The organism is Ancylobacter polymorphus (assembly GCF_022836935.1).
Lineage (GTDB): Bacteria > Pseudomonadota > Alphaproteobacteria > Rhizobiales > Xanthobacteraceae > Ancylobacter > Ancylobacter polymorphus_A.
This window is the reverse complement of sequence record NZ_CP083239.1, coordinates 2435839-2453163: the sequence shown is the minus strand read 5'-3', so window position 1 is coordinate 2453163 and position 17325 is coordinate 2435839. Positions and strand designations below refer to the sequence as shown.

Here is a 17325-nt window from a genome sequence, read left to right as displayed (position 1 = left end):
GCCGCAGGGCTGCGGCACGTTATGGCCCTGTAGTTTCCGCTCCCCCTTGCGACACGGCGCCGGCAGGGTGGAGCGGAGCGGACGGAGATGACGATGAACTCCAGGACCCCCGCGCAGCATGTCGAGGACGCCGGCATCGCCAGCGCCCCCGGCACCGCCTACCTTCTCAGTAATGAGCTCGTTGGTCGCCTCGGCGTCAAGGGCGACGAATGGTGGGGGCGCCTGAGGGTAACGGCACGGACCGTCGAGGCGGGGATCGAGAGCTGGCACGCGCTCGACGCGGAGGGCGGAAGCTGGCTCATCCGCAGCGCGCGCTGGAACAGCGCGGCGGCCTGCCGGCTGCAGCTTGGCGCCGCTCTCGCCCTACGGCTGGGCGAAGACCTCGCCGAGGTCCCGGCCTTTCTCGGCGCGCCGGAGAGGTTCGCCCTCGCCTATCCCCACCCTAAGCGACGCACCCTCGCGGACCTCGCCCTAGGCAAGGCCGGCCTTGCCGACTTTCTCGCCCTCGCCGTGGCGGTGGCGAGCGCGCTGGCGCGGCTGCACGCGGCTGGTGTCGTTCATGGCGCGCTGGTGCCGGGACGGCTGTTGCTCGACGCGGACATGCGTGTGCGTTTCGCCGAGTTCGAGGCTGGTGCCGGCGCGGGCGCCGGCCCTGCGCAGGACCACGCGACGCTGCGGCAGGAGCTGCCCTATGCCGCGCCCGAATTGCTGCGCACCGATCCGGCGCCGGCCGATGCCCGTGCCGACCTCTACGCCATCGGCGTCATTCTCTACGAGCAGCTGACCGGCGCGCTGCCTCTGGCCGCCGATGGCCTCGCCGGCTGGCTTCACGCCCATGTGGCGATGGAAGCGCCCTCGGTGCGGCAGCGGCGGCCGGACGTGCCGCCCGTGCTCGACGCCCTCCTGCTCAAGCTGCTGAGCAAGGACGCCCGCGCGCGCTACCAGACCGCCGAGGCGCTGGCGGCCGATCTGCGGCGCGTGGCGCGCGCGCTCGACCGCAACGGACAGGCGGAGACCTTCCCCCTCGCGCGCGGGGAGTTCGCCGATGCCGCGCAGGTCGCCACACGGCTGTTCGGGCGGCGGGAGGAGAGCCGGGCTCTGGCCGAGGCTTATGCGGCTTTCCGTGCTGCTGCGGCGCCGCATGTCCTGCTGGTGTCCGGCCCGCCCGGCGCCGGCAAATCCACGCTGGTCGAGACCTTTCTGACCGAGCTGCGGGGCCAGGGCGTGATCTGTGCCGCCGCCAAGGGCGTGCAATTGCGGCAGGGCGCGCCCCTCGCGCCGCTGCGGCAGGCACTGCGGCGGATACTGGCGCAGTTTATGGCCGGGGACGCCACCGCGCTCACGGCCGCGCAGGCGCGCCTCGCCACCGTGAGCGGATGCGGCCGGCTCCTCGCCGAACTGGCGCCGGACCTGCCCTTCCTGCCGCCGGACGCCTCCGCCCCGCGCGATGTCCCCGCGCAACTGGCGCAGGCCCGCTTGGCGCGAATCTTCATCGAGACCTTCGGCGCCCTCGCCGCGCCGGAGAACCCGGTGGTGCTGTTCTTCGACGACCTGCAATGGTTCGACCATGCCAGCCTCGCCGTGCTGCGCCAGCTCTGCGACGCGCCGCCCGCCCATGTGCTGGTGATTGGTTCCTACCGCACGGAGGCGCGCCATCGGATGAACCTGCGCGAGCTGCTCGATGCGGCCGTTCGTGCGGCACCGGAAGTGCGCCTGCAACCGCTCGCGGCTCGCGACACGGCCGAGTTGGTCGCCTTCACGCTCAAGAGCACGGCGGAGGAGGTGCGCGGCCTCGCCGAGATCGTCCACCGCGAGGCCGGGGGCAATCCGTTCCATGCCGGCCAGTTGCTGCAAAGGCTGCGCGACGAGCGCATTCTGCGGTTCGACGCGGAGCGCCATGAGTGGGTGTGGGACGCCGAACGCCTCGGCCAGCCGCAGGGCATTCCCGACCTGATGAACCGGCGCATCGACGCGCTGTCACCGCTCCAGCGTGGCGTCCTCCAGCATTGCGCTAGTCTCGGCGGGCGCTGCTCAGCGGCCGCGGCGGCGCGGCTGTCAGGCATCAGCGTCGAGCAGGCCGCGAGCGCCGCCGGCGCGCTGGTCGCCGCGGGCCTGCTGCACCGGGTGGGGGCGGATTACGCCATCGTCCATGACCGGGTGCTGGAAGCGGCCTATGCGCGGATGACGCCGGAGCACCGGGCGCGCGAGCATCTCAACAATGCGCGGCTGCTGGCCGCCGGCGACATCGCGACCGACCGCAACCTCGCCCTCGATATCGCCGCCCAGATCGAACGCTGCGAGCTCGACAGCCTTTCCGCGCAGGACCGCGCTCGCTTCGCCCGCATCGTCATGGTGGCGGCGCGGCTGTGCCGGAGCGCGGGCGATGCCGAGCGCGCGCTGCACTGCGTGGACCTGATCCGGCGCATGGCCGCCGATCCGGCTGAGGCCGGAGCGCTGCCCGGCTTCGACGTGGAATGGCTGCGCTGCGACTGCCTGCTGGCGCTGGCGCAGGTCGAGGAGGCGCTCGACGCGCTGGACGCCCTGCCGGCGCTGGCGCGCGACGCCTTCGACCTCGCCGACATCCAACGCCTTCGCGCGCTGGCCTTGACGGTCAAGAGCGCCTATCCCGAGGCGATCGCGGCGGCGCTGGACGGGTTGAGAAAGCTCGACATCGCGCTCGACGCGGCACCGACCCTCCAACAGATCGATGCGCGCTACCACGCCTGCCGGGAGCGGCTCGACGCGATGGGCCTCGACGCGCTGCTGGCGCTGCCCGACATGACCGACCGGCGGGCGCGCGCGGCGCTGGCGCTGCTCTCCACCCTCATCTCGTCCTTCTTCGTCGAAGGCGAACTGCGCTTCCTGCACACGATCTCTATTCTCGAACTCTCCCTCGCTCATGGGTTGGCGCCCGAAACCGCCTATGGCCTCGCTTTCTTCGGCATGCAGAGCGCCCAGCATTACGCCGCCTATGAGCGCGGTGCCGAACTCGCGGCGGCGGCGACCACCCTCGCCGCCCGCGACGGGTATGAGGCGCAGCGCACGGCAACGCTCATCGCCCTCGATCAGGTCAGCGCCTGGACCCAGCCGATCCGCACCGCGCTCGACCACGCCCGCGAAGGCGCCCGGATCGGACAGGCGGCCGGCGATGTCGGCATGACCTGCTATGCCCGCAACCATATCGCTTCCAACCTGCTGATCCTTGGCGAGCGGCTGGACCGGCTGCGGGTGGAGCTGGTCGACAGCCTCGCGAAGACCGCTGAGGTCGGCTATGCCGATATCGAGCAGATCCTCGCCGCGCAGCTCGCCTTCGTCGACGATCTCGCCTCGACGGACCGCGCGCCCGTCCCGGCCGAACCGGCCTCGCACAGCTCCTCCGTCGCCACGAGCTTCTGGACCGAGCATTACGCCGGGCTGCGCTGTTTCTATCGCGGCGATTACGACGCCGCCGCGCGCCATCTCACCCGCGCGGACGCGCTCGCCTGGGCGGCGGCGGCACATATCGACACGGCGCAATCCTGCTTCTTCCTCGCCCTCGCAAGGCTGCGCACCCTGCCGGCCGAGGCGCCGCTCGCCGCGCGCCTTGACGGCCTGAGCGAGGCCCGCGCGCGCTTTGCCGGCTGGGCGCGGCTCAACCCCGAAACCTTCGGCGGCAAGCATCTGCTGCTGGAAGCCGAGGCGGCACGGCTTGAGGGGCGCTTCGAAAGCGCGGCGGCGCTGTTCGAACAGGCCGCCGGCGCGGCGGGCGCCGCCGGCTTCCTCCACGACCAGGCCCTCGCCCACGAACTGGCTGCGCAGCTCTATCTGGGCGCGCGTCTCGTGGCGCCGGCGCAGGGTTGCCTGCGCGCGGCGGCGCGCTTCTACCGGCAATGGGGCGCCCATGGCAAGGCCGCGCGGCTCGGCGCCGCGCCGGAGCCCATGGACGATGCCGACACGCGCGTCGCCGCGCCGGAGCGGATGCAGAACCAGCTCGACCTCGCCGTGGTCAGGTCGGCCTCACAGGCATTGGCGGAAGAAATCGGGCTGGAACAGGTCGTCCGCACGCTGATGAAGAGCATGGTGGTGCATGCGGGCGCGCAGTTCGGCCTGCTGCTGCTGCTGCGCGGCGGCGCGCCGGTCATCGAGGCCGCGGCGCGGGTGCGTCACCAGGCGGTCGAGATCGAGCTGCGGCCGGACGCGGCGCCGGAACAGCTCATGCCCTCCTCCGTGCTGCAGACGGTGTGGCGCACGGGCAAGCCGGTGACGCTGGCCGATGCGGCGCTGGAAGCGCCCGATCGCGGCCTGTCGATGGGGCGGAGCAGCATCCGCTCGCTCGCCTGTATCCCGCTCCTCAAGCGCGGCGAACTCATCGGCATTCTCTATCTCGAAAACGCGCTGGCGGCCGAGGTGTTTACCCCGCGCCGCATGGCGATGCTCGACGTGCTGGCCCCGCAGGCGGCCATCTCGCTGGACGCCGCCCGGCTCTATGGCGACCTGATGGAAGAGAATCTGCGCCGCGCGCGGGCGGAATTCGACCTGCGCGAGGCCCGCAGCGAACTGGCGCGCACCACCCAACTGACCGCCATGGGCAGTTTCGCGTCCTCCATCGCCCATGAGATCAACCAGCCGCTCGGCAGTATCGTCTCCTATGCCGAGGCGGCGCTGCGCTGGATGAACCGGCCGGAGCCGGATCTGGAGGAGGTGAAGAGCAATCTGCACGGCATTCGCAATGCCGGGCGGCGGGCCGCCGACATCCTCCAGGCCCTGCGCGCGCTGGTGAAGCAGGCGCCCTCCTCGCTCGCCCCGCTGCGGATCGAAAGCGTGGTCGAGGAGGTGCTGGCGCTGCTGGCACCGGAGATCGCCGCTGCCGGGGTGACGCTCGCCACCGCCCTCGCCCCGGAAAGCCGCGCCGTGCTGGCGGACCGGGTGCAGTTGCAGCAGGTGATGTTCAACCTCGTCACCAATGCGCTGCACGCCATGGGCGATCCGGCACGCGCAGAACGCACATTGAGCATCACCACCACCACGACCGGGGACTGGGTCGAGGTGACGGTCGAGGACAGCGGCTGCGGCATGGCGCCGGAACTTCTGGGGCGGATCTTCCAGCCCTTCTTCACCACCAAGGCCACCGGCATGGGGGTGGGGCTCGCCATCTGCCGCTCCATCGTCGAATTGCATGGCGGCACGCTGGACGCGCGGTCGGTGGAGGGACGGGGCAGCGCCTTCCGCCTCCGCCTGCCCTTCCACGCCGAGGCGGCCAGCTGAGGCGCGGCAGGCTCAGTCAGCGTTGAGCGCGAGGTTGCGGCCGAGCCGCTGGCCATAGGCGACGATCGCCTGCCCGGCCGGCACGCGGACCCGCGCATAGGCGGCGAGCGCGGCATCGAGATCGGCATGCTGGCGCAGCGCGTCGCGCAGGGCGAAGGCGTCCCCCGCCGCCTTGGCGACGCCCATCGCCGTGTGGGGCCGGGCGACGAAGGCGGCATCGCCCATCAGCGCGACCCGGCCCTGCATCATATGGTCCGGCGCATAGTCGAAAATGGCGTGGATGAAGGGCTCCGGCTCTGTCGCCACCGCCGCCGCGAAGGAGGGCGGGAGCAGCTCCTGCGCCTGCGCCCTGAGCGCCGCCACGCGTTCGGGCCGGACACGCCCGGGGGCAAGCGAGAAGGGCCGTCGCACGCCGTCTCGGTCGGTGAGCACCTCGCCCAGTTCTTCCGGCGTGTAGCGGCGATACCAGACCCAGTTGTAGCGCCGGTGCCCGACCCCGGTGGCGCCGTCGGCGCCGGGGACGAGATAGCCCAATATGTGCGAGCCCGGCGCATCGCAGAAGGCAAAGCGCTCGAACAGCTGGCGCGCCGCGACCGCCGGCATGTCCGCTTCCGGCACCAGCCCGCGCCAGGTGGCGTAGCCGACATAGGCCGGCTGCGCCGATGGGCCGGAGACGGCGGCGCGGACCCGCGAGCCGATACCGTCGGCGCCGATGACGAGGTCCGCCTCCTCCTCGGTGCCGTCCTCATAGCGCACGCGCGCCCCGGCGGGCACCGGGTTCACCGCGACGGCGCGGGCGTCGATGCGGTAGCGCTCCGCCGGCACCTGCGCGCGGAAGCTGCGCCACAGCACATCCCAGGAAAGCTGCGTCTGCGGCATGTGCTGGCGGTGGATGATGCGGTCATAGCGGTCGAGATAGATGCGCTCCGGCGCGGTGACGCCGACACGGGCGACATGCTCGACGCCAATCTCCCGCAGCATGTCGAACACCTCGCGCTGCGCCACCAGACCGGCCCCGCGCCCTTCGAGGCCATGGCGCGAGCGCTCGCGCACCTGCACGTCGAAGCCGGCGCGGGCGAGGAGAACGGCGGCAAACAGGCCGCCCATCGACCCGCCAATGATGAGGATGCGAGGGTTCATGGCGCGCCTCCGGCCAGTTCAGCTGATGAAGTCGATGGTGCCGCCATCGACGCGCAGCGCCGCGCCTGTCGTTGCCGAGGACAGCGGAGAGGCGAGATAGACGGCGAAATTGGCCACCTCCTCCACCGTCGCCGGGCGGCCGAGCAGCGAGGAGGGGCGGTGCGCCTTGACGAAGGCCGCCCCGGCCTCTTCCAGCGTCTGGCCGGTCGCGGTCTCGGCGGCGAGCATCTGTGCCACGCCTTCCGAGAGCGTCGGACCGGGCAGAAGCGAGTTCACCGTGACCCCGGTGCCCGCCATGCGCTTGGCAAGGCCGCGCGCGAGCGCGACATCGGCGGTCTTGCTCACCCCGTAATGGATCATCTCGACGGGAATGTTGAAGGCGGATTCCGAGCCGAGGAACAGCATCCGCCCCCAGCCCCGCGCGGCCATGCCGGGTAGATAGGCGCGGGCGAGCCGCACGCCGCTCATCACATTGACCTGCCAGTGCCGTTCCCACACCGCGTCGTCGGTGTCGAAGAAGTCGGACGGCTGGAAGATGCCGAGATTGTTCACGACGATGTCGAAGGACGGCTCCGCCGCCACCAGCGCCCGCGCCCCCTCGGCGGTGGCGAGGTCGATCGCCTGCCCCCGCGCCTCCCCGCCGAGACGGGCGAGCGCCGCCGCGACCCTCTCCGGGGTGCGGCCATTGATGACGACGCGCGCTCCCGCGTCCTGAAGGCCCCGGGCGATGGCGAAGCCGATGCCCTCGGTGGAGCCGGTAACGAGGGCGGTCTTGCCGGCAAGGTCGATCTTCATCGCAGATCTCCGTGAGAGGCGCGCGCCACGGCCGATGCCGCCGGCGGCGGGAACAAGCGTTAGGCGCCGCGGCGCGCCCTGTCTTGCAGGAAGGCACGGCCCGCCGCGCGCGTGCCTACGGGAAAAATCCCGGACTTCCCGCGTGCTCACATGGCCGGCTGGCCTCGCGCGCCTTACTTTGCAAAGTGCGTGCACCGGGAAAGTCGAAACCGGCGGCGGGTAAATCATACATGAGTATTGTGCCGCCAAACCAATCATTCCCGGCGATACCCTGATGTAGAATGGAGCGCTTTCCATACGGCCGCCATTCTGACTGCAGCGCCGGACCCGACGTGACCTTGTGAATGCGTTCACCGGGCCGGCGCCACGCACGGCTCCCCGGAGCCGGCGTCGGTCTCATCACGCCGTCGGAGACACACATGGGCATCGCGAAGAGTATTCGTCCCTATCATGAACCCGCCGGGGGCTGGGGCGCCCTCAAGGCGATGGGCACCGCGCTGGTCGAGCAGCATGTCGCGGTCTCCGGCATGGCGACGCTCGCGCGCATGAACCAGCCCGGCGGCTTCGACTGCCCCGGCTGCGGCTGGGCCGACCCGAAAAACCCCTCGCCTTTCGAATATTGCGAGAATGGCGGCAAGGCGGTGGCCTGGGAGGCGACCACCAAGCGCTGCACGCCGGATTTCTTCGCCCGCTTCACCGTGAGCGAACTGGAAGCCTTCACCGATTTCGAGCTGGAAATGCAGGGCCGGCTCACCCATCCCCTGCGCTATGAGGCGCTGACCGACCGCTATGTGCCGGTGAGCTGGGAGGAAGCCTTCGCCACTGTGGGGCGCCATCTCAACGCATTGCCTAACCCGGACATGGCCGAGTTCTATACCTCCGGCCGCGCCTCCAATGAAGCCGCGTTTCTCTACCAGCTGTTCGCCCGCGCCGTCGGCACCAACAATTTTCCCGACTGCTCCAACATGTGCCACGAGGCCACCAGCGTTGGCCTGCCGCAATCGATCGGCGTCGGCAAGGGCACGGTGCTGCTGGAGGATTTCGACAAGGCCGACGCCATACTGATCTTCGGCCAGAACCCTGGCACCAATTCCCCCCGCATGATGACGGAGCTGCGCAACGCGTCGCGGCGCGGGGCGACCATCCTCTCCTTCAATCCGTTCCGCGAGCGGGCGCTGGAGCGCTTCCAGGCGCCGCAGAACCCGGTGGAAATGGCGACGCTGACCTCGACGCCGATCTCCTCCCACATCTTCCAGGTCAAGGTCGGCGGCGATGTCGCCGTGCTCAAGGGGATGATGAAACATCTCCTCGCCGCCGACCGCGCCGCTCAGGCGGCCGGCGCGGCGCCGGTGCTGGACTGGGATTTCATCCATGGCCACAGCACCGGCATCGAGGCGCTGATCGCCGATCTCGACGCCACGTCGTGGGAGGTCATCACCGCCAAGAGCGGCCTGTCGCGCGCCGACATTGAAAGCGCGGGCGCGGCCTATGCCAAGGCCGAGCGCGCCATTCTCGTCTATGGCATGGGCATCACCCAGCACCGCCACGGCACGCAGAATGTGCAGCAGATCGCCAATCTCGCTTTGCTGCGCGGCCATGTCGGGCGCGAGGGCAGCGGCATCTGCCCGGTGCGCGGCCATTCCAATGTGCAGGGCGACCGCACGGTCGGCATCACCGAGGTGCCCTCGACCGACTTCCTCGACCGGCTGCAGGCGCGCTACGGCTTCGCCCCGCCGCGCGCGCATGGCCATAACGTCGTTATGGCGCTGGAGGCGATGCTGCGCGGCGAGGTGCGCGTGTTCATCGGCCTCGGCGGCAATTTCGCCGCCGCGATTCCCGATCTCGCGCGCACGCAGGAGGCGCTGCGGCGGCTCGACCTCACCGTCCACATCGCCACCAAGCTCAACCGCAGCCATCTCGTCCATGGCCGCGAGGCGCTGATCCTGCCCTGCCTCGGCCGCACCGAGCAGGACATGCAGGCCACCGGCCCGCAGGCGGTGACGGTGGAGGATTCCATGTCCATGGTCCATGCCTCCACCGGCCACAACCCGCCCGCCTCGCCCTATCTGAAAAGCGAGCCCGCCATCATCGCCGGCATGGCGCGGGCGACGCTGGGCAGCAGGGTCGCGATCGACTGGGAGGGGCTCGTCGGCGATTACGCGCGGATCCGCACGGAGATCGAGGCGATCTTCCCGATCTTCCAGGGCTACAACACGCGGATCGAGGCGCCGGGCGGCTTCCATCTCACCTCGCTCGCCCGCGAGCGCATCTGGGCGACGCCGAGCGGCAAGGCGCAGTTCCTCGTCTGCGAGGGGCTGTGCGAAGACCCGGCCGTGACCCACCCCGACGCGCTGTGGCTGTCCACCATGCGCAGCCACGACCAGTACAACACCACGCTCTATTCGCTCTCCGACCGCTATCGCGGCGTCTATGGCCAGCGCGACGTGCTGTTCCTCAACCGCGACGAGATCGCCCGCCGGGGCCTCAAGGATGGCGACCGGGTCGACATCGCGACCCTCTCCGCGGACGGGGTGGAGCGCGCCCTGCGCGGCTTCCGCCTCATTGCCTACGATTTCCCGGCCGGCAGCTGCGCCGCCTACTACCCCGAGACCAACCCCCTCGTTCCGCTCTACGCGCACGATCCCCAGAGCTTCACGCCGTCGTCCAAGGGCGTGCCGGTGCGGATCGCCCGATCAACCCTTCAGCCGGGAGCCCAGTGATCCCATGGACGCCGTCGCTTTCGCCCGCCTGCAATTCGCCTTCACCGTCGGCTTCCACATTCTGTGGCCGACCCTGACCATCGGCCTCGCCTGGTTCGTCACCTGCCTCAGCGCCCTGTGGTGGCGCACGGGCAAGCCGGTGTACCGCCAGCTCATGCGCTTCTGGATGCGCATCTTCGCCCTCGGCTTCGGCATGGGCGTCGTCACCGGCATCGTGCTCAGCTATGAGATCGGCACCAACTGGGCCGGCTTCTCGCGCTCGGCCTCCAATGTGCTCGGCCCGCTGTTCCTCTACGAGACGCTGACCGCGTTCTTCCTGGAGGCCGGCTTCATCGGCATCATGCTGTTCGGCGAGGGGCGGGTGTCGAAGGGCGCCCATGTCTTCGCCAGCCTGATGGTGTCGGTCGGCGCGCTGTTCAGCGCCACCTGGATCATCGCCGCCAATAGCTGGATGCAGACCCCGGCCGGCGCCGTGGCCGATGCCGATGGCATCTTCCATGTGGTGAACTGGTGGGACGTGGTGTTCACCGCCTCCTTCCCCTACCGGCTGGCGCATATGGTGTGCGCGAGCTTCCTCACCGTCTCCTTCGTCGTCGCCGGTGTCTCGGCCTTCCACCTCTGGCGCGGGCGGCAGGTCGCGGCCTCGCGCACCGCCTTCTCCATGGCGCTGTGGATGGCGCTCGTCCTCGCCCCGACGCAGATCGCGCTCGGCGACCTGCACGGGCGCAACACGCTGGAGCACCAGCCGACCAAGCTCGCCGCGATGGAAGGTCTGTGGGAGACCACGAAGGGCCCGGCGATGACACTGATCGCCTGGCCGGACATGGCGGCGCAGAAGAACCTCTACGCGCTCGACATCCCCCATCTCGCCAGCCTCTACCTCACCCATAGCTGGGACGGCGAGGTGCAAGGGTTGAAGGCGGTGCCGCCGGCCGACCAGCCCAATGTGCCCGTCGTGTTCTTCGCCTTCCGCATCATGGCCGGCATCGGCATGGTGCTGCTCGCCACCGCCTTGACCGGGCTCGTGCTGCGCCTGCGCCACCGCCTGTTCGAAACGCGCTGGTTCCTCGGGCTGGCGATGGCGACCACGCCGCTCGGCTTTATCGCCGTCATTGCCGGCTGGACGGTGACGGAGGCCGGCCGGCAGCCCTGGGTCATCTATGGCCAGCTGCGGACGGCGGATGCGGTCGCCCCGGTGAGCGCCGGCGCGGTGGGGGCGAGCCTCATTGGCTTCTTCCTCCTCTACAATGTGCTGATGCTGACCTTCCTCTGGTTCGCCGGCCGCGCCGCCATCGCCGGGCCGACCGACTTGCCGGTGCCGGTCGAGATACATCCCGGCCTGGACGGCACCAACAGCGGCGGCCGCGCCGCCCTTCCCCCTGCCCCCGATGCGCCGCCCCTGCCGGGCGCGCCCCATGCTGCGGGAGCCTGACCATGATCGCCCTTCTCACCGCGCATATCGCGCTCGTCTTCGCCGCGCTCGCCGTGTTCTGCGTCGTGGTCTATGTGCTGGCCGACGGCCTCGACCTCGGTGTCGGCATCCTGTTCCTCGCCGCGCCGCGCGACGCGGACCGCGACGTGATGATGGCCAGCATCGAACCCGTCTGGGACGGCAACGAGACCTGGCTGGTGGCCGGCGGCACGCTGCTGCTCGCCGCCTTCCCCGCCGGCTACTACATCCTGCTGCCGGCCTTCTACCTGCCCATCGTCACCATGCTGTTCGCGCTGATCCTGCGCGGCGTCGCCTTCGGCTTCCGCCTGCAGGCGACACGGTTCCGCTTCATCTGGGACTTCGCCTTCGCCGGCGGTTCCATCCTCGCCGCGCTGTGCCAAGGGCTGATCCTCGGCGGGCTGATCGACGGCGTGCCGGTGGCGGACGGCATGTTCGCCGGGGGACCGTTCAGCTTCCTCAGCCTGCTCGGCCTGCTCTGCGGCATCGGCCTCGTCGGCGGCTATGCGCTGATCGGCGCCGGCTGGCTGATCCTGAAGACGCAGGGCCGCACCCAGATCTTCGCCCGCGAGATCGCCCATGCCGCGCTGATCCTCGTCGCGGTGATGATGCTGGTGGTCAGCGGCTGGAGCGCGCTCACCGTGCCGGACGTGGCGGCGCGCTGGTTCAGCCTGCCCAATATCCTGCTGCTGGCGCCGGTGCCGCTGGTGACGCTGGCGGTCATCGTCGCGCTCTGGCGCGGCATCTGGACCGGAGCGGAGATGCGCACCTTCGCCCTCGCGCTGGTTTTGTTCGCCCTCGGCCTCATCGGGCTGGTGGTGAGCCTGTGGCCCTATGTCGTGCCGCGCGCCGTCACCGTGTGGGACGGGCTTGCCGACCCGCAATCCCTGACCTTCATCAGCTTCGGCCTTGCCGTCGTCCTACCGGTCGTCCTCGCCTACCAGGCGCATGCCTACTGGGTGTTCCGGGGCAAGACCCTGACGGAGCACGGCGCCTATGACGCCCCGGCCGGGACGCATCAGCCCGAAAGCCTTTCGTGAAGACCTTCACGCCTCCCCCCAAGCGAGACCGGACCATGTCACGAAACATCGCAGAACTCATGATCGAAACCCTGGAACAGGCGGGCGTCGCGCGCATCTACGGCGTCGTCGGCGACAGCCTGAACGGAATGACGGAAGCCCTGCGCGACAGCGACCGCATCACATGGGTGCATGTCCGCCACGAAGAGGCGGCCGCCTTCGCCGCCGCGGGCGAAGCGCAGATCACCGGCAAGCTCGCCGTCTGCGCCGGCTCCTGCGGGCCGGGCAATCTGCACCTGATCAACGGCCTGTACGATGCCCAGCGCAGCCGCACGCCCGTGCTCGCCATCGCCGCGCAGATCCCCTCCTCGGAAATCGGCGGCGGCTATTTTCAGGAGACACACCCGCAGAACCTGTTCCGCGAATGCAGCGTCTATTGCGAGATGGTCTCCGACCCCTCGCAGATGCCCTATGTGCTGGAAAACGCCATCCGCGCGGCGGTGGGCGCGCGCGGCGTCGCCGTCATCGTGGTGCCCGGCGACGTGGCGCTGCGCGCGGCACCGGCGCGGGCGATCTCGCCGCCCGCCGGCCTGCTGCCCCCCACCCCGGTGGTGACGCCCGCCGTCTCCGAGATCGAGGCCTTCGCCGATCTGCTCAACGGCGCCAGCCGCGTGACGCTGTTCTGCGGGCGCGGCTGCGCCGGCGCCCATGCCGAACTGATGGCGCTGGCCGAGGCGGTCAAGAGCCCGATCGTGCATGCGCTGGGCGGCAAGGAATATGTCGAATACGACAACCCCTATGATGTCGGCATGACCGGCTTCATCGGCTTCGCCTCCGGCTATGAGGCGATGCATGCCTGCGACCTGCTGGTGCTGCTGGGCACGGATTTCCCCTACAAGCAGTTTCTGCCGACGGGCGTGAAGACCGTGCAGGTCGACATCCGCGCCGCGCAGCTCGGCCGGCGCTGCACGCTCGATCTCGGCCTCGTCGGCGATGTGCGGGCGACGCTCGCGGCCGTGCTGCCGCTGCTGCGAGCCAAGACAGACCGGGCGCATCTCGACGACGCGCTGGCGCGCTACAAGCGGGCGCGCGAGGGGCTCGATGCCCTCGCGGTGGGCACGCCCGGCCGCAAGCCGATCCACCCGCAATATCTCGCCAAGGTGGTGAGCGACCTCGCCACGGAGGACGCCGCCTTCACCTTCGATGTCGGCACGCCGACCATCTGGGCGGCGCGCTACCTCGCCATGAACGGCAAGCGCCGGCTGGTCGGCTCGCTGGTGCATGGCTCGATGGCCAATGCCATGCCGCAGGCCATCGGCATCCAGGCGGCGCAGCCGGGCCGGCAGGTGGTCTCGCTCTCCGGCGATGGCGGCTTCGCCATGCTGATGGGCGATCTCCTCACGCTGGTGCAGGAGAAGCTGCCGGTGAAGATCGTGATCTTCAACAATGGCGTGCTCGGCTTCGTGGCGATGGAGATGAAGGCCGCCGGCTTCGTCGGGCTCGGCACGGATCTTGAGAACCCCGATTTCGCCGCCATGGCCCGCGCCATCGGGCTGATGGCGGTGCGGGTGGAAGACCCCGGCGACCTGCCCGGCGCGGTGCGGCAGGTGTTCGACCATGACGGCCCGGCCTTGCTCGACGTGGTCACCGCCAAGCAGGAACTGTCCATGCCGCCGACCATCGGCATCAAGGAGGCCACCGGCTTCGGCCTCTGGCTGCTCCGCGCGGTGATGAGCGGGCGCGGCGACGAGGTGATCGACCTCGCCCGGCAGAACCTGCTGCCGCGCTGAGTGAGCCGCCCGCTTCGCCCTCACCGCAGCAGCGCCGCGCCTCCCGCGGCCATGAGGGCGAGGAAGCTGGCGCCGGCCAGCGTGAGGGCGAAGCGCCGCTTGCCGAACAGGCCGGCATAGGCCGTCTTCGCCAGCATGTTGGCGATGACGGCGAGGCCGAGCGCCCGCGCCGCCACGCTGGCGTCGAGCGTCGGCAGCATCCCGGCCACCGTCACCGTCACCGCGTCGACATCGGCGAGGCCGGACAGGGCGGCGGCGGCATAAAGCCCGCCCGTGCCCCAGATCTCGCTCGCCACCCGGGCGGCGAAGGCCACCGCCACCAGCAGCAGCGCCATCTTGAACACGGCGAGGAGATCGAAGGGATTGCCCGGCTCCGGCCGCTGTGCCGGCGGCGCGCCGGGCTCGGCCCGGCGGATCAGCAGCAGCGCGGCGGCGAACATCACCGCCGCGCCGGCCGCCAGCGGCAGCAACAGGCGGTCCGCCAGCGCGGGAAGCAGCGCCGACACCAGCAGCGCGGTGCGTACAAGCGAGACCCCGCCCGCGCTCACCGCCCCGGCGGCCAGTGCCCCGACGGCGGGGCTTTCGCGCGAGCGGCGGGCATTGGTGATGGTGGTGGCGGTGGAGGAGATGAGCCCGCCAATGGTGCCGGCGAGCAGTTCGCCGCGCGTGGCACCGAACAGGCGGACCGCGATGTAGCCGCAGAAGGAAATCGCCGCCAGCACGATGGCCATGGCGAGAATGCGCGCCGGCGACACCCCGCCGAACGGGCCGATCGGCTCCGCCGGCACGATGGGCCGCAGCACGAAGGCGAGCGCCAGCAGGATCAGCGCCGAGCGCAGCTCCGCCCAGCGCAGGCGCTTGATCGCCCGGTGCAGCATGTCGCGGCTGGCGAGGATCACCGCCAGCACCACCCCGCCGGCCGAAGCCAGCGTCATGTCGCCGAGCAGCGCCAGCGCGCCGAGCGCGAAGGTCAGCATCGCCGCGACCACGGCAGTCGCGCTGAAACGGTTCTCCGCTACGCCCTCGCGGTACTGGAACAGGGCGATGACGGCGGTGAGCGTGACGAGGAAGCCGACCAGCACCGCGCCCGACTTCGCCCCGGCGGGGGCGAGCAGCCGTTCCAGCAGGCCGGCGACGCCGCCCAGCATGCCGATGAGCGTGAAGGTGCGGATGCCGGCGGTGCGGGCGCCCTCATCCTCGTCGCGCTCGCGCCAGTGGCGCTCCACCCCCACCAGCGCGCCGATGGCGATCGCCAGCGCCAGGCGTCGGAAGATGTCCATCTCATCCATGGCCGGCCTCAATCCCTCGGGCTGCGCGCCTCCCGGCCCCCGCGACCGTGCGGCCGAACTATCGGCCCGGCCGGCAGGCGCCGGCAAGCGGGGGGATTACGGAGGGGAGCGCCCGTCTCGACAGAAGGCGCGGTTTAAGCCATTCCCTCCCCCATCGCCACGGGCGCCGGCGCGGGAGGGACGGATGCGGGACGCATGGATGAAAGCCGGACGCCACGTCGCGGCGCTCGGACTGCTCTGCCTCACCCTCGGCATGCCGGCCCGCGCCGCCGAGCCGCCCATCTGGCCGGATGATGCCATGCACCGGCTGGCGGCGCTGGCGCTGCTGCAAACGCTGAACGCCGAGCTGCTGTCCAATCCCAGCGCCACGCTGACGCTGGACCGCTGGTGCGCCGCGCATCGGCTGGCGGAGGCTCCCACCATCGTCGCCGACCGCGTGCGCGGGCAGGACAAGCCGGCGGGGCCGGAGATTCGCGCCCTGCTCAAAGTCCACGCGGACGCGCCGGTGAATTACCGCAGGGTCCGGCTCACCTGCGGCGACAAGGTATTGTCCGAAGCCGACAACTGGTATCTGCCGGCGCTTCTGACGCCGGCGATGAACGCGGCGCTGGAGACCACTGACACGTCCTTTGGCCGGGTTGTGAAGCCGCTCGACTTCCGCCGCACCACGCTCGGCGCCCGGCTGCTGTGGCAGCCGCTGCCCGAGGGCTGGGCGATGGGCGCGCCACTGCCGCCTGCGGCCGGCGCCCTCGCCATCCCGCCCTTCGTGCTGGAACACCGCGCCGTACTGACCCTGCCCGACGGCACGCCGTTCAGCGCGCTGGTGGAGAGCTATACGCGCGAGACGCTGGCCTTCCCCCCGCCCGCACTCGCCGCGCCGGAGGCTCAGAACGCTCCGAGATAGTCCATCTTGCCGACCGGCACGCCCTTGTGGCGCAGAATGTCGTAGGCGGTGGTGACGTGGAAGAAGAAGTTCGGCAGCGCGAAGGTGAGCAGATAGCTCGTCCCGACGAACTGCCTTTCGCCGCGCCGCGACTTCTGCACGATCTCCCGCGTCTCGCTGCCCGCGAAGCCGGCCGGATCGACGCTGGCGAGATAGTCCAGCGTGGCGGCGATGCGCTGGTGCAGTTCCGCGAAGGTCGTCTCGGTGTCGGGGAAGCTCGGCGCCGTGGTGCCGGTCAGGCGCGCGGCGGCGAACTTGGCGGAATCGCACGCGCTCTGGACCTGCCCGGTCAGCGGAAACATGTCCGGCGCGAGCCGTGCGGCGGCGAGTTCCGCGAGATCGAGGCCAGCGGCGGCGGCATGTTCCTCGCCCTTGCGCAGCAGCGCATCGAGATTGCCCAGCGCGCGCTGGAACACGGGGACGGAGGCGTCATACATGGAAAGCGGCATGGAAGTCTCCACAAGGGGAATGCGACGGGACCGCCCGCGCCGGAGCATCGCCTGCGGGGAATCGGCCGGCGCGTCGGTCGGAACGAAAAACCCCGGCGCGGAGAACCGGCCGGGGTTTGATCGAAGCGGAGACGGTCAGGCGATCAGAGCGCGCCGCCGACCCAGCTCAGCATCTTCGCCTTCGGCGCCGCGCCGACCTGGCGCGAGGCCAGCTGGCCGTCCTTGAACAGCAGCAGGGTCGGGATCGACATGATGCCGTACTTCGACGCCGTCGCCGGGTTCTCGTCGACGTTCAGCTTGACGATCTTCACCTTGTCGCCGAGCTCGCTCGCCATCTCGTCGAGCACCGGGGCCACCATGCGGCACGGGCCGCACCATTCCGCCCAGAAGTCGACGATGACGGGGGAAGAGGAGTTCAGCACCTCGGACTCGAAATTCTGGTCCGATACTTTTTCGACGCCCATTTGGACACCTTTCTAGAATCGT

Annotated in this window: 11 protein-coding genes; 6 read left to right on the top strand and 5 right to left on the bottom strand. The window is 70.4% G+C overall.

Translation table 11 applies throughout. The features are described from left to right. Positions 1-93 precede the first annotated feature (93 nt). Entirely contained in the window at positions 94-5244 is a 5151-nt protein-coding gene (locus tag K9D25_RS11545) for a trifunctional serine/threonine-protein kinase/ATP-binding protein/sensor histidine kinase (RefSeq protein ID WP_244375274.1), read from the top strand. A 12-nt stretch (positions 5245-5256) separates the two neighbouring features. On the opposite strand, the gene K9D25_RS11540 is transcribed toward K9D25_RS11545, so the two are convergent. After that, complete coding sequence (locus tag K9D25_RS11540; RefSeq protein WP_244375273.1) at positions 5257-6384, bottom strand: FAD binding domain-containing protein; 1128 nt, start codon at positions 6382-6384, stop codon at positions 5257-5259. 18 nt (positions 6385-6402) lie between these two features. Next, positions 6403-7179, bottom strand: coding sequence for an SDR family NAD(P)-dependent oxidoreductase (locus K9D25_RS11535; protein ID WP_244375272.1), 777 nt, complete (start codon positions 7177-7179; stop codon positions 6403-6405). Between the two features lie 419 nt (positions 7180-7598). Between K9D25_RS11535 and K9D25_RS11530 the strand changes: the two genes are divergently transcribed. Genes K9D25_RS11530 through poxB form a run of 4 tightly spaced genes read left to right on the top strand, consistent with a single transcriptional unit; the run spans position 7599 to position 14158 of the window. After that, positions 7599-9899 (top strand): FdhF/YdeP family oxidoreductase, encoded by a 2301-nt coding sequence (locus tag K9D25_RS11530; RefSeq protein ID WP_244375271.1) that lies wholly within the window; start codon positions 7599-7601, stop codon positions 9897-9899. A 4-nt stretch (positions 9900-9903) separates the two neighbouring features. Further along, on the top strand, positions 9904-11331 hold the full coding sequence (locus K9D25_RS11525) for a cytochrome ubiquinol oxidase subunit I (protein WP_244375270.1): 1428 nt from the start codon (positions 9904-9906) through the stop codon (positions 11329-11331). A gap of 2 nt (positions 11332-11333) precedes the next feature. Next, the gene (gene cydB, locus K9D25_RS11520; RefSeq protein WP_244375269.1) at positions 11334-12389 is read left to right on the top strand and encodes a cytochrome d ubiquinol oxidase subunit II; all 1056 of its coding nucleotides are present in this window, start codon (positions 11334-11336) and stop codon (positions 12387-12389) included. Positions 12390-12424: 35 nt separating this feature from the next. After that, positions 12425-14158, top strand: coding sequence for a ubiquinone-dependent pyruvate dehydrogenase (gene poxB / locus K9D25_RS11515; RefSeq protein WP_244375268.1), 1734 nt, complete (start codon positions 12425-12427; stop codon positions 14156-14158). A gap of 20 nt (positions 14159-14178) precedes the next feature. On the opposite strand, the gene K9D25_RS11510 is transcribed toward poxB, so the two are convergent. Then, positions 14179-15447, bottom strand: coding sequence for an MgtC/SapB family protein (locus K9D25_RS11510; protein ID WP_244375267.1), 1269 nt, complete (start codon positions 15445-15447; stop codon positions 14179-14181). Between the two features lie 199 nt (positions 15448-15646). Between K9D25_RS11510 and K9D25_RS11505 the strand changes: the two genes are divergently transcribed. After that, positions 15647-16351 (top strand): hypothetical protein, encoded by a 705-nt coding sequence (locus K9D25_RS11505; RefSeq protein ID WP_432207873.1) that lies wholly within the window; start codon positions 15647-15649, stop codon positions 16349-16351. On the opposite strand, the gene K9D25_RS11500 is transcribed toward K9D25_RS11505, so the two are convergent. After that, positions 16333-16839 (bottom strand): DUF1993 domain-containing protein, encoded by a 507-nt coding sequence (locus K9D25_RS11500; RefSeq protein WP_244375266.1) that lies wholly within the window; start codon positions 16837-16839, stop codon positions 16333-16335. The genes K9D25_RS11505 and K9D25_RS11500 overlap by 19 nt on opposite strands. Before the next feature lie 143 nt (positions 16840-16982). Then, positions 16983-17303 (bottom strand): thioredoxin, encoded by a 321-nt coding sequence (gene trxA / locus K9D25_RS11495; protein WP_244375265.1) that lies wholly within the window; start codon positions 17301-17303, stop codon positions 16983-16985. Positions 17304-17325 lie beyond the last annotated feature (22 nt).